We start from the raw sequence: 12,948 nt of genomic DNA on the forward strand, positions 1-12,948 counted from the left end.
CGAACAGCCGGCTCAGGCGCCCAGCATCCGCCGCAGCGCGTCCCGCAGGGCGATGCGCTCGTCGTCGGAGAGCCCGGCCAGCGGCTCGCGGGCGAAGCGCAGGGACTCGCGCAGGGAGCGCGCCACCGTCCGGCCCTCGGCGGTGGCCGCCGCCAGCTTCACCCGCCGGTCGGCGGGGTCGGGGCGGCGCTCCACCAGGCCACGGGCCTCCAGGCGGTCCACGATGCCCGTGACGTTGGACGGCTCGCACTTCAGGCGCTGGGCGAGCCGGCGCATCGGCAGCGGCTCCAGCGACAGCAGGCTCAGCAGGCGCGCCTGCGCCCCGGTCAGCGCGTGCTCGGCGGCCGCCTCCTCGTAGTCCGCGTGGAACCGGGCCACGACCTCACCGATCAGCTCGACGACCTCCAGGGTCAGGGCGTCGGGACGGCGGGTGGCGGGTGGTGTGGTCATGGCGTCCAGGGTACCCGGTTGTTTGACAACCTGAAATATTCAGAGGCATGGTTGTTTCAGGTACTGAAGCATTTCCGTCCCCGAGCACGAGAGGAAAGGCGCTCCCATGACCGACACCCCCTCCCTCCCCTCCGTCAGCCGCGAGTGGCACCTGCTGAGCCGGCCCGTCGGCTGGCCGAAGCCCGAGGACTTCGCCCTCGTCGAGGCCGACGTGCCGACCCCGGGCGAGGGCCAGGTGCTGGTGCGGAACCTGTACCTCTCCGTCGACCCGTACATGCGCGGCCGGATGAGCGCCGCCAAGTCGTACGTGGCCCCCTTCGAGCTGGGCAAGGTCATGCAGGGCGGGGCCGTCGGCGAAGTCGTCGCCTCCCACGCCGAGGGCCTGAAGCCCGGTGACCACGTGCTGCACTTCTTCGGCTGGCGCGAGTACGCCGCCGTGGACGCCAAGAACGCCGTCAAGGTCGGCCCCGAGGCCGCGCCGCTGTCGACGTACCTCGGCGTGCTGGGCATGACCGGGCTGACCGCCTACGCGGGCCTGCTGCGCACCGCCGCCTTCAAGGAGGGCGACGCGGTGTTCGTGTCCGGCGCGGCCGGCGCCGTCGGCTCCCAGGTGGGGCAGATCGCCAAGCTCAAGGGCGCTTCGCGGGTCATCGGGTCCGCCGGGTCGCCGGAGAAGGTCAAGCTGCTCGTCGATGAGTACGGCTTCGACGCCGCCTTCAACTACAAGGACGGGCCCGTGAGCGAGCAGCTGCGCGCCGCCGCTCCCGACGGGATCGACGTGTACTTCGACAACGTCGGCGGCGACCACCTGGAGGCCGCCATCGGCTCCCTCAACCAGGGCGGCCGCATCGCGATCTGCGGCATGATCTCCGTCTACAACAACACCGAGCCCGCGCCGGGCCCGAAGAACCTCGCCCGCCTCATCCAGACCCGCGGCCGCATCGAGGGCTTCCTGGTCGGCGACCACTACGACCTCCAGCCGCAGTTCGTGGAGGAGGTCGGCGCCTGGGTGCGCTCCGGTCAGCTGAAGTACCGGGAGACCGTCGTCGAGGGCATCGAGAACAACCTCGAGGCGTTCCTCGGGGTGCTGCGCGGCGACAACACCGGAAAGATGATCGTCAAGCTGTGACCACGGCACCGTGACGCCTGCCTGAGAGCGTCGTTGCGTACGGCGGAGGCCGCACCCTTGGACGTGGGGTGCGGCCTTCACGCATCGGGTCAGCCGCGCAGGGCCGCCGCGTGGATCGCCCGTACGAACCGCTCGTTCTCCTCGGCCGCGCCGCCCGGGTAGGCGATGCGGCGCCGGGTGTAGCCGTACGCGAGGCCGCTGCGCGGGTCGGCGAAGGCCTGGGAGCCGCCCGCGCCGCTGTGGCCGAACGTGCCGGCGCCGAGGAACGGGTACGCGACGTCCGCGGTGGCCTGGAAGCCGAGGGCGAACGCGCGGTGGGCGCGGGAGACCAGGTCGTAGCCGACGGAGTGGATCTGGCCGACCTCGGCGATCATGTCCGGCTTCAGCAGCGGCGCCCGGTCGTCCACCTCGCTGATCGCCGCCGCGTACATCCGCGCCAGCCCCCGCGCGGAGGCCACCCCGCCCGCCGAGGCCGGGCCCTTGGCGCGCACCGTACGGGAGTTGGGGTGGTCCTCCAGCGCCCCGGTGTCCGGCACGTGGGCGTTGTAGGCGATCGCGGCCAGCGAGTGCCGCTCCGCCGGCTGGGCGTCCAGCTCGGCCTGCTGCTCCGGCGTCGGCAGCATCGGCTGCACGGAGCGGAAGCGGGGCTCGTCGGCCTCGGGCAGGCCCAGGTGGAAGTCGAGCCCGTACGGCACCCGCACCCGGTCCTCGTACAGCTCCTGCACCGTACGGCCCGTGGCCCGGCGGACGACCTCGCCGACGAGCGCGCCCATGACCAGGGCGTGGTAGCCGAAGGCCGTGCCCGGGCGCCAGAACGGCTTCTGGTCGGCGAGGCGCTCGGCGATCGCCCGGTCGTCCGCCAGCTCCTCCGGGGAGAACCCGGCGTCGAGCCCGACCAGACCGGCCCGGTGGGCCAGCAGGTCCCGCAGGGTCAGCGCGCCCTTGCCCTCGGCGGCGAACTCCGGCCAGTAGTACGTCACCTTGCGGTCCAGCTCCAGCGTGCCGTCCTGGACGAGCAGGGCGACGACCAGGTAGGCGGCCCCCTTCGTGGACGAGAACACGCCGTACAGGGCGTCGGGGCCGGGGCCCGCCCACAGGTCGACGACCTTGCGGCCGTGCACGTAGGCGCACAGCTGGCCCTCGTAGTCGGGGCGTTCCCCGGCGACGAACGCGGCGAACCGGGCGCGCACCTCCTCGAAGCCGTCTGCCACGGTGCCGTGGATCTCCTGCGTCATCCGCTCTCCTCACCTGAACCGCTGTGTGCCACTGTGATCAATGCCCGCGCTTCCTGGATCGGTACGGCGAGGTGTACCGGTTCGACTCAACCGCACCAGGGACACGTCGGCCGTCCGGTCGGGCCGGACTGATCCGAACGACAGACGCTAGGTGCACCACCACAGGAAGCGGTTGCAGGTCTCGGACGGCTTCGGGTCGGGGGCGGGAGCCGATGTCGTCGGGGCCGCGGTCGGTCTCGGGGTCTCCGCCGGAGGGGTCGCCGTGGGGCCCGGGGTCGGGCGGTTGTGGGAGGTGCCGGGGGCCGACGACTCGGCGGGCGCGCTGGTGGCGTCCTCGGGGGTGCGGGACTCCTTCTCCGTGGGGGACGGGGAGGCCGACCGGGAGCCGGAGGGCTTCGGGGAGCCGGAGCGGGACGCCGTACCGGCCCCGGGGCCGCTGTCGTCCAGGGGCTGTCCGCTCGCCCCGGGCTCCGGCGACGCCGCGCCGTCCGCCGACTCGCCCCCGGCCGCCGAGGGCTGCCGGGAGGAGCCGGGCGCGTCCATACCGAGCTCGGCGAGGCTCAGTCCGCCGGCGGCCAGCACGAAACCGGCGGCTATCAGCAGGGTCCGGCGCCGCCTGCGGCGGTGCGCTGCGGCCTTGCGGTCACGGCGGCTCGCGCCGCCCCGCCCCGCCGCCGGCACGTCATCCTCGTCGTCGTGGTCGTCGCCCTCGTCGCCGTGGGCACCGGAATCCACCCGGCCGGCGGGGTGGTCATCGCCAGCCCGGCGGTCGTCACGCACACCGAGGTCACCGCGCTCCCCCGGGCCATCGAACAACAGGCCGGGCTCACCGGGCCCACCGTGGGCCCCGGTCTCCGCGTGCTCACCAGGACCGCCGTAGGCCCCGGCCTCCGCGTGCCCTCCTCGGCCGTCGTGCGCGCCGGATTCCACGCGCTCACCAAGACCGCCGTATGCCCCGGGCTGCGCGTGCTCACCAGGACCGCCGTAAACCCCGGGCTCCCCGTGCCCGCCTCGGCCGTCGTGCGCGCCGGGCTCCCCGTACTCGCCAGGGCCGCCGTACCCGTAGTCGGCCCCGTACCCCCCGTACCCCGGAGGCACGTCGCCCCCGTACGCGCGCAGCGCTTCCGCTGGGGTGCCGCACCCCGGGCAGGTGAGGGCGCCGTTGAGGTGCCGTCGGCACGGGTGGCAGTAGTCCATGACGCGGGAAGATTAAGTTCCGCCCAGGTCACGTTCCTAGATCCGGCTGTGAAGGTTCTGTAGGGACCCGGCCGTTCGCCCTCTTTCGAAAGTATCGAAACCGATATGCGCGCGACCCATTGACACTCGCACCACCGCGTCCTTACTGTCACGCCAGCATTTCGAACGTGTTCCGAAATTTCGAACACACTCGAATCCGCGAGAGAGTCGACGACACAAGGGGCAACTGCCGTGCGCATCACCGGAATCAGCACGCACGTGGTGGGGACGCCGTGGCGCAACCTGACCTACGTACAGGTGCACACCGACGAGGGGATCACCGGAGTCGGCGAGACCCGGATGCTGGGACACACCGACGCCCTCCTCGGTTATCTGAAGGAAGCCGAGGTGAACCACATCCTCGGCTCGGATCCCTTCGCCGTCGAGGACCTCGTCAAGCGGATGAAGTACGGCGACTACGGCCGCGCCGGTGAGATCGTCATGTCCGGCATCGCCGTGATCGAGATGGCCTGCTGGGACATCAAGGGCAAGGCCCTCGGCGTCCCCGTCTGGCAGCTGCTGGGCGGCAAGGTCACCGACAAGGTCAAGGCGTACGCCAACGGCTGGTACACCACCGAGCGCACCCCGGAGGCCTACCACAAGGCCGCGCAGCAGGTCATGGAGCGCGGGTACCGGGCGCTGAAGATCGACCCCTTCGGCACCGGGCACTTCGAGCTGGACCACGAGCAGACGCTGTACGCCGTGTCCCTGATCGAGGCGGTGCGGGACGCGATCGGCCCCGAGGCCGAGCTGATGCTGGAGATGCACGGCCGCTTCTCCCCCGCCACCGCGGTCCGCCTGGCCAAGGAGATGGCGCCGTTCAAGCCGGCCTGGCTGGAGGAGCCGGTTCCGCCGGAGAACCTCAAGGCGCTGAAGAAGGTCGCCGAGAAGGTGGACATGCCGGTCGCCACGGGCGAGCGCATCCACGACCGCATCGAGTTCCGCGAGCTGTTCGAGAACCAGGCCGCGGACATCATCCAGCCGGACGTCGGCCACATCGGCGGCATCTGGGAGACGCGCAAGCTCGCCGCGACCGCCGAGACCCACTACATGCTGGTCGCCCCGCACAACGTGGGCGGGTCCGTGCTGACCGCCGCCTCCCTCCAGGTCGGCTTCACCTCCCCGAACTTCAAGATCCTGGAGCACTTCAACGACTTCGCGGACGCCGAGATCAAGAAGGTGATCAAGGGCGCCCCGCAGGTCGACCCGGAGGACGGCTGCTTCCACATCTCCGACGCCCCCGGCCTCGGCGTCGAGCTGGACGTGGACGCCGCCGCCGAGTTCCCGCAGCAGCGGGCCCACTTCGACCTGTGGGCCGAGGGATGGGAGAAGCGGAACCCGAAGGACGCCCAGTGAGCCACGCCGTCGTCGTCGACGCCCCGGGCGCCTTCCACCTGGCCGAGCACACGCCTCGCGACCCCGGTCCGGGCGAGGCGCTGGTCCGGGTGCACGCGAGCGGGATCTGCGGCAGCGACCGCGAGGTGTTCCAGGGCAACCGGCCCGAGGGCTACGTCCGCTACCCGCTCACCCCCGGCCACGAGTGGTCCGGGACGGTCGAGCGGGTCGGCGCCGGGGTCACCGAGTCGCTGGTCGGCCGGAAGGTCGTCGGTGAGGGCTTCCGCAACTGCCAGGTCTGCGACCGCTGCCACGCGGGCGAGACCACGCTGTGCGGCGCCGGGTACGAGGAGACCGGGTTCACCCAGCCGGGCGCGATGGCGCCCACGCTGACCCTCCCGGCGCGGCTGCTGCACGTGCTGCCCGACGACGCCGACCTGACGGCGGCGGCGCTGCTGGAGCCGGCCGCGTGCATCGCGGCCGCCGCCCTGAAGGCCGGCGCCCGGCCGGGCGAGAAGGTCGCCGTGGTGGGCACCGGCACCCTCGGGATGTTCGCGGTGCAGTTCCTGAAGGCGATCTCCCCGCTGGAGCTGCTGGTCGTCGGCACCCGCCGGGACCGGGAGGCGCTGGCGCGGCAGTACGGCGCGAGCGACTTCCGCACCAAGGACGAGCCGCTGCCGGACGACGTCGACGTGGTGATCGAGACGGCCGGGTCGGCCGACGCGGCCCGCCTCTCCGCGGCCCTGCTGCGGCGCGGCGGCCGGCTGGTGCTGACCGGCATCCCGGCGCCGGGCGCCGACGGGCTCGACCCGACGGATCTGGTGGTACGGCAGCTGGAGGTGCACGCCGTCTTCGGCGCCCCGCCGGACGCCTGGGCGCACACGGTGCGCGTGTTCGCCGCCGGGTTGCTCGATCCGCTGCCGCTGGTGACGCACGAGCTGCCGCTCGCCGAGTTCTCGCAGGCCATCGAGCTGGTGGGGTCCGGCGATCCGAAGGTGGGCAAGGTGCTGCTCCGCCCCTAGACGTGCGCCGGTACGGGGGCAACCTGACGGCCTCCGTACCGGCGTACACCCAGAGCCGTACCGGCGTACGCCCCAGCCCCGCGCCCCCCACGCCTTGAGCCGCGAACCTCGTCCGACATATCGAACCGAAGGACTTTCCTGTGACCGACGCTTCCGTCCCGGCAGCCCGCAGGCCCGGTGAGCAGGCGCTCGCCGCGCTCGGCCTGGGCGCGCCCGCCCTCGACCCCGCCGACGCCTCGCCGCACTCCTTCCCCGGCGGCGGCCGCTGGCGCACCGAGATCCCCTCGTGTGAGGGTCCCGAGGCGCTGGCGGTGGTCCTGAAGGAGGCCTCGCGGCTCGATGTGCCGATCCACCGGATCAGCCAGGGCAGCGGCGTGTGGATGCTCACCGACGCCGAGATCACCGAGATGGTCGAGGCGACCGCCGAGCGTGACATCGAGCTGTGCCTGTTCACCGGCCCGCGCGGCACCTGGGACATCGGCGGCTCGACCCGTACCGACTCGCGCGGGGCGGGGCTGAGAGCCCGCGGCCACGACGCCGTGGCCGGCTGCGTGGAGGACGCCGTGCGGGCCACGGAGCTGGGCGTCAAGTGCCTGCTGGTGGCCGACGAGGGCGTGCTGTGGACGCTGCACCGGGCGCGGGCGGCCGGCATCATCCCGGCCGACACCACGCTGAAGGTCTCGGCGCTCATCGGGCCCGTGAACCCGGCGAGTTACGCCGTCTACGAGCGGCTGGGCGCCGACTCCGTCAACGTGCCCAGCGATCTGACGCTCGATCACCTCACCGAGATCCGCCGGGTGTCCGGCGCTCCCATGGACATGTACATCGAGGCCCCCGACGATCTCGGCGGGTACGTGCGGATGTACGAGGTCGCCGAGCTGATCCGGCGCGGCGCACCGCTCTACCTGAAGTTCGGCCTGTCCAAGGCCCCGGGGATCTACCCGTACGGCACCCACATGCGGGAGCTGACCCTGGCCACGGCCAAGGAGCGGGTGCGGCGCGGCCGGCTCGCCCTGGACCTGCTGGCGCGGCACGGGGCGGACGGTGACATGGCACCGCTCGGGTCGCGTCTGCCCGGCGCTCTGCAACGTTTCGAAATTCCGTCATAACGTTCCGGAAACTCGGCTTCACAGAAGACGACACAGCCGCGCACAATCCCACACATCTCTTCTCGGTCTCCCCGGCCCGACCCACCGGAGCGGACTGCGTACCTCAGACCGAGCCCTGCACACACATCAAGGATGATGATCATGCGTAACCGCAGAGCCGCACTCGCCGCCATAGCCGGAGCCGCCTCCCTCGCCCTCACCCTGTCCGCCTGCGGCCAGAACAGCGAGGGCGGCAGCAAGGACGAGGGCGGGGACGCCAAGGGCGGCACCATCGGCATCGCGATGCCGACGAAGTCCTCCGAGCGCTGGATCGCCGACGGCAACAACGTGGTCAAGGACCTGCAGTCCAAGGGCTACAAGACCAAGCTCGTCTACGGCGAGGACGACCCCGACCAGCAGGTCTCCCAGGTCGAGAACCTGATCACCCAGGGCGTCAAGGCGCTGATCATCGCGGCCATCGACAACAAGTCGATGAACAACGTCCTGCAGCAGGCCAAGGACGCCAACATCCCGGTCATCTCCTACGACCGCCTGATCCTGGGCACCCCGAACGTCGACTACTACGCCTCCTTCGACAACGAGAAGGTCGGCGAGCTCCAGGCCACCTACATCGTCGAGAAGCTCGGCCTGAAGGACGGCTCGAAGAAGGGCCCGTTCAACATCGAGCTGTTCGCCGGCTCGAACGACGACAACAACACGCGCTACTTCTTCGGCGGCGCGATGAAGGTCCTGCAGCCGTACATCGACAAGAAGCAGCTGGTCGTCAAGTCCGGGCAGACCAAGCTCAACCAGGTCACCACCCTGCGCTGGGACGGCGGCACCGCCCAGAAGCGCATGGACGACATCCTGACCTCGTCCTACAAGACCGACCGGGTCGACGCGGTGCTCTCGCCCTACGACGGCATCTCCATCGGCATCCTGTCCGCGCTGAAGTCGGACGACTACGGCTCCAAGTCCAAGCCGCTGCCGGTCGTCACCGGCCAGGACGCCGAGGTCGCCTCGGTGAAGTCGATCATCGCCGGCGAGCAGTCGATGACCGTCTACAAGGACACCCGCGAGCTCGCCAAGGTCGCCTCCAACATGGTCGACGCGGTCCTCAACGGCAAGAAGCCCGAGGTCAACGACACCAAGACCTACAACAACGGGTCCAAGGTCGTCCCGGCGTACCTGCTCGAGCCGGTCGCCGTCGACAAGGAGAACTACCAGAAGGTCGTCGTCGACTCCGGCTACATCAAGGAAAGCGACCTGAAGTAACCGCCGCCAACCGACCGACGATTCACCACCGACTGGAAGGCACGACCATGGCGGGACCCGTCCTGGAAATGCGCTCGATCGTCAAGACCTTTCCCGGCGTCAAGGCGCTGTCGGACGTCACCCTGACCGTCCAGCAGGGCGAGGTCCACGCCATCTGCGGAGAGAACGGCGCCGGCAAGTCGACCCTGATGAAGGTCCTCTCCGGCGTCCACCCGCACGGCACCTACGAGGGCGAGATCCTCTTCGAGGGAGAGGTCTGCCAGTTCAAGGACATCCGGGCCAGCGAAGAGCGCGGCATCGTGATCATCCACCAGGAACTGGCACTGATCCCGTACCTGTCCATCGCGGAGAACATCTTCCTCGGCAACGAGCACGCGAGCCGGGGGATCATCAGCTGGACCGAGACGCTCAAGCACGCCACCGAGCTGCTGCGCCGGGTCGGTCTCACCGACCACCCGGACACCCGCGTCGCCGACATCGGCGTGGGCAAGCAGCAGCTGGTGGAGATCGCCAAAGCCCTGTCCAAGAAGGTCAAGCTGCTCATCCTCGACGAGCCGACGGCCGCGCTGAACGACGAGGACAGCGGCAAGCTCCTGGACCTGATCCTGGAGCTGAAGAGGCAGGGCATCACCTCGATCATCATCTCCCACAAGCTCAACGAGATCCGCAAGGTCGCCGACTCGGTGACGATCCTGCGCGACGGCCGCACCATCGAGACCCTCGATGTGAAGGCCCCGGAGACCACCGAGGACCGGATCATCTCCGGCATGGTCGGCCGCGACCTGGAGAACCGCTTCCCGGAGCGCACCCCGCATGAGCCCGAGGAGGGCGCGGCCCCGGCGCTGGAGATCCGCAACTGGACCGTGCACCACCCGATCGACCAGCAGCGCAAGGTCGTCGACGACGTGTCGCTGCACGTGCGGCGCGGGGAGATCGTCGGCATCGCGGGCCTGATGGGCGCCGGCCGCACCGAGCTCGCGATGAGCGTCTTCGGGCGGACGTACGGCCGGTACGCGGGCGGCACGGTGCTCAAGGACGGCAAGGAGATCCGGACCAAGACCGTTCCGGAGGCGGTGAAGGCCGGGATCGCCTACGTCACCGAGGACCGCAAGCACTACGGCCTGAACCTGATCGACACCATCAACCGGAACATCTCGCTGACCGCGCTGAAGAAGGTCGCCAAGCGGGGGGTGATCGACGAGCACGGGGAGCGGCAGGTCGCCGAGGGCTTCCGCAAGTCCATGAACATCAAGGCGCCCACCGTCTTCGAGCCGGTGGGCAAGCTGTCCGGCGGCAACCAGCAGAAGGTCGTCCTCAGCAAGTGGATCTTCGCGGGTCCGGACGTGCTGATCCTGGACGAGCCGACCCGCGGCATCGACGTCGGTGCCAAGTACGAGATCTACACGGTCATCGACCAGCTGGCCGCCCAGGGCAAGGCGGTCGTCTTCATCTCCTCCGAGCTGCCGGAGCTGCTCGGTATGTGCGACCGCATCTACACGATGGCCGCGGGGCGGCTGACCGGTGAGTTCTCGCGGGCCGAGGCCTCCCAGGAATCGCTGATGCGTCAGATGACGAAGGACAAAGAGGTAACCCGATGAGCACCGATGTGACCGCCAAGACGCCGGCCCCCGCGCCGCCCGGCAAGGGCGGGGCGGCCACCGGCGACGGCCTGCTGCAGCTGATGCTGGACGGCATGCGCCGCAACATGCGGCAGTACGGCATGCTGATCGCGCTCGGCCTGATCGTGGCCCTGTTCGCCGTGTGGACCAGCGGCGACCTGCTGCTGCCGCGCAACGTCTCCAACCTGGTGCTGCAGAACAGCTACATCCTGATCCTGGCGATCGGCATGATGCTGGTCATCATCGCGGGCCACATCGACCTGTCGGTCGGCTCGCTGACCGCGTTCGTCGGGTCCATGGCCGCGGTGTTCATGGTCAGGAACGACATGCCCTGGCCGCTCGCGGTGCTGCTGTGCCTGGCGGTGGGCGCCGTCGCGGGCGCGGTGCAAGGGTTCTTCATCGCCTACGGCGGCATACCGTCGTTCATCGTGACCCTCGCGGGCATGCTGATCTTCCGCGGCCTGACCGAGATCTTCCTCGACGGCCAGACGCTCGGCCCGTTCCCGAACGGTCTGCAGAAGGTCGCCAACGGCTTCCTCCCCGAGGTCGGCCCGAACACCAACTACCACAACCTCACCCTGCTGCTGGGCTTCGCCCTGATCGCGTTCGTGATCTTCCAGGAGGTCCGCGACCGCAAGCGGCAGCAGGAGTTCGACCTGGAGGTCCTGCCCACCAAGCTGTTCCTGCTCAAGCTCGTCGCGATCGGCGCCGCCGTGCTGACGCTGACGATGCTGCTGGCCAGCTACAAGGGCGCCCCCATCGTGCTGCTCATCCTCGGCGTGCTGCTCGTCGGCTTCGGCTACGTGATGCGCAACGCCGTCATCGGCCGCCACATCTACGCCATCGGCGGCAACCTGCCCGCGGCCAAGCTGTCGGGTGTGAAGGACAAGAAGGTCACCTTCCTGGTCTTCCTGAACATGGGCATGCTCGCGGCCCTGGCGGGTCTGGTCTTCGCCGCCCGCTTCAACGCGGCCTCTCCCAAGGCCGGCCTCAACTTCGAGCTGGAGGCGATCGCGGCCTCGTTCATCGGCGGTGCGTCGATGAGCGGCGGTGTCGGCACCGTGCTCGGCGCGATCATCGGTGGCCTGGTCCTGGGCGTGCTGAACAACGGTATGAACCTCGTCGGCATCGGCACCGACTGGCAGCAGGTCATCAAGGGCCTGGTGCTGCTGGCGGCGGTCGGGTTCGACGTGTGGAACAAGCGCAAGGTCGGTTCGTAAGAGGGACGGGGCCCCGCCGGAAGCGGGGCCCCGGTTCTTTCCCCGCAGTTTCCCAACGAAGTGGAGCCGCACATGGAACTGAACAGACGCACGGTCATCGCCGGAGCAGCGGCGGCGGGCATGGCCGCCACCACGCTCGGCGGCACGGCGCACGCCACGGGAGGCAGGAAGCCGGTGAAGAAGCTCTTCGGCAAGCTCGCCGACGGCACCAAGGTCTACAGCTGGTCGCTGGAGAACGGCGGCACCCGCCTGACGGTCCTCTCCTACGGCGGCATCGTGCAGTCCCTGGAGGTCCCGGACCGGCGCGGCCGGTACGCCAACATCTCCGCGGGCTTCGACAACCTCGAGGACTACGTCGCCAAGAGCCCGTACTTCGGCGCCCTGATCGGCCGGTACGGCAACCGCATCGGCAAGGGCCAGTTCACCCTGGACGGCAAGAAGTACCAGCTGTCCGTCAACGACGGTGACAACAGCCTGCACGGCGGCGCCAAGGGCTTCGACAAGCGCGTCTGGGACGTCGAGCCGTTCGTCAAGGGCTCGGACGTCGGCCTGCGCCTGTACTACACGAGCGTCGACGGGGAGATGGGCTACCCGGGCACGCTCAAGACCAAGGTGACGTACACGCTCACCCGGCACGGCGACTGGCGCATCGACTACGCGGCCACCACCGACAAGGCCACCGTCGTCAACCTCACCAGCCACGTCTACTGGAACCTGGCCGGCGCGGGCAGCGGCACCATCGAGGACCACGAGCTCCAGATCGCCGCCTCCCGCTACACCCCGACCGACTCGGGCCTGATCCCCACCGGCGAGCTCGCCAAGGTCGCCGGCACCCCCTTCGACTTCCGCAAGGCCAAGCGGATCGGCCGGGACATCCGCATCGCCCACCCGCAGCTGGTCACCGCCAAGGGCTTCGACCACAACTGGGTCCTCGACAAGGGCATCACGGCCCGGCCCGAGCACGTCGCCACCCTGCGCGACCCCGCCTCCGGCCGCACCCTGAAGATCGCCACGAACGAGCCGGGCCTGCAGTTCTACTCCGGCAACTTCCTCGACGGCACCCTGACCGGCCCGTCCGGCCACACCTACCGCCAGGGCGACGCCCTGTGCCTGGAGACGCAGCACTTCCCGGACTCGCCGAACAAGCCGTCGTTCCCGTCGACCGTGCTGCGGCCCGGGCAGACGTACCGGACGACGACGATCCACTCGTTCGGCTGCTGACGGGCTGAGCACTCGTCACATGAGTTGAACGGTGGCACGCAGTGCTCCGTATGAAAGGGCGGCCCGCGCTCCCGAGCGCGGACCGCCCTTGAACGTCGGGTCCCGGAAGTCCCCCACG

Annotated in this window: 11 protein-coding genes; 8 read left to right on the plus strand and 3 right to left on the minus strand. The window is 70.0% G+C overall.

What is annotated here, in order from left to right:
- Positions 1–12 precede the first annotated feature (12 nt).
- Positions 13–450 (minus strand): MarR family transcriptional regulator, encoded by a 438-nt coding sequence (locus AB0K80_RS00875; RefSeq protein WP_365664451.1) that lies wholly within the window; start codon positions 448–450, stop codon positions 13–15.
- A gap of 106 nt (positions 451–556) precedes the next feature.
- Here AB0K80_RS00875 and AB0K80_RS00880 point away from each other — a divergent pair, with 106 nt between their 5' ends.
- Positions 557–1,579 carry an NADP-dependent oxidoreductase gene (locus AB0K80_RS00880; protein ID WP_365664453.1) on the plus strand — a complete coding sequence of 341 codons (1,023 nt, stop codon included), beginning with the start codon at positions 557–559 and terminating at the stop codon, positions 1,577–1,579.
- Positions 1,580–1,668: 89 nt separating this feature from the next.
- Here the strand turns inward: AB0K80_RS00880 and AB0K80_RS00885 are convergent, their stop codons facing one another.
- Positions 1,669–2,814 (minus strand): serine hydrolase domain-containing protein, encoded by a 1,146-nt coding sequence (locus AB0K80_RS00885; RefSeq protein WP_365664455.1) that lies wholly within the window; start codon positions 2,812–2,814, stop codon positions 1,669–1,671.
- A 147-nt stretch (positions 2,815–2,961) separates the two neighbouring features.
- Positions 2,962–3,594: a hypothetical protein gene (locus AB0K80_RS00890; protein WP_365664457.1), complete on the minus strand. Its 633-nt coding sequence runs from the start codon at positions 3,592–3,594 to the stop codon at positions 2,962–2,964.
- 648 nt (positions 3,595–4,242) lie between these two features.
- Between AB0K80_RS00890 and AB0K80_RS00895 the strand changes: the two genes are divergently transcribed.
- From AB0K80_RS00895 to AB0K80_RS00925, 7 genes are all read left to right on the plus strand, one after another.
- Positions 4,243–5,406 carry a mandelate racemase/muconate lactonizing enzyme family protein gene (locus AB0K80_RS00895; protein WP_365664459.1) on the plus strand — a complete coding sequence of 388 codons (1,164 nt, stop codon included), beginning with the start codon at positions 4,243–4,245 and terminating at the stop codon, positions 5,404–5,406.
- Positions 5,403–6,407: an alcohol dehydrogenase catalytic domain-containing protein gene (locus AB0K80_RS00900; RefSeq protein ID WP_365664461.1), complete on the plus strand. Its 1,005-nt coding sequence runs from the start codon at positions 5,403–5,405 to the stop codon at positions 6,405–6,407. Before AB0K80_RS00895 ends, AB0K80_RS00900 begins: the two co-directional genes overlap by 4 nt.
- A 140-nt stretch (positions 6,408–6,547) precedes the next feature.
- Positions 6,548–7,516, plus strand: coding sequence for a hypothetical protein (locus AB0K80_RS00905; protein ID WP_365664463.1), 969 nt, complete (start codon positions 6,548–6,550; stop codon positions 7,514–7,516).
- A gap of 141 nt (positions 7,517–7,657) precedes the next feature.
- On the plus strand, positions 7,658–8,770 hold the full coding sequence (chvE, locus tag AB0K80_RS00910; RefSeq protein WP_365664465.1) for a multiple monosaccharide ABC transporter substrate-binding protein: 1,113 nt from the start codon (positions 7,658–7,660) through the stop codon (positions 8,768–8,770).
- A 47-nt stretch (positions 8,771–8,817) separates the two neighbouring features.
- Positions 8,818–10,368, plus strand: a complete 1,551-nt coding sequence (gene mmsA, locus AB0K80_RS00915) for a multiple monosaccharide ABC transporter ATP-binding protein (RefSeq protein WP_365664467.1) — start codon at positions 8,818–8,820, stop codon at positions 10,366–10,368.
- Positions 10,365–11,609: a multiple monosaccharide ABC transporter permease gene (mmsB, locus tag AB0K80_RS00920; protein ID WP_365664469.1), complete on the plus strand. Its 1,245-nt coding sequence runs from the start codon at positions 10,365–10,367 to the stop codon at positions 11,607–11,609. The genes mmsA and mmsB overlap by 4 nt, the downstream gene beginning before the upstream one ends.
- A 72-nt stretch (positions 11,610–11,681) precedes the next feature.
- A complete protein-coding gene (locus tag AB0K80_RS00925) occupies positions 11,682–12,830 on the plus strand; it encodes an aldose epimerase family protein (RefSeq protein WP_365664471.1) in 1,149 nt (382 codons plus the stop codon).
- The last annotated feature ends 118 nt before the right edge of the window (positions 12,831–12,948 follow it).

The sequence above is a fragment of the Streptomyces sp. NPDC052682 genome (genome assembly GCF_040678435.1).
Classification (GTDB): Bacteria; Actinomycetota; Actinomycetes; order Streptomycetales; family Streptomycetaceae; genus Streptomyces.

What these genes read in the sequence shown, in the direction of transcription:
- chvE (WP_365664465.1), top strand. Translation starts at nt 7,658, where the DNA reads ATGCGTAACCGCAGAGCCGCACTCGCCGCCATAGCCGGAGCCGCCTCC.
- mmsA (WP_365664467.1), top strand. Translation starts at nt 8,818, where the DNA reads ATGGCGGGACCCGTCCTGGAAATGCGCTCGATCGTCAAGACCTTTCCC.
- AB0K80_RS00925 (WP_365664471.1), top strand. Translation starts at nt 11,682, where the DNA reads ATGGAACTGAACAGACGCACGGTCATCGCCGGAGCAGCGGCGGCGGGC.
- AB0K80_RS00880 (WP_365664453.1), top strand. Translation starts at nt 557, where the DNA reads ATGACCGACACCCCCTCCCTCCCCTCCGTCAGCCGCGAGTGGCACCTG.
- mmsB (WP_365664469.1), top strand. Translation starts at nt 10,365, where the DNA reads ATGAGCACCGATGTGACCGCCAAGACGCCGGCCCCCGCGCCGCCCGGC.
- AB0K80_RS00875 (WP_365664451.1), bottom strand. Translation starts at nt 450, where the DNA reads ATGACCACACCACCCGCCACCCGCCGTCCCGACGCCCTGACCCTGGAG.
- AB0K80_RS00885 (WP_365664455.1), bottom strand. Translation starts at nt 2,814, where the DNA reads ATGACGCAGGAGATCCACGGCACCGTGGCAGACGGCTTCGAGGAGGTG.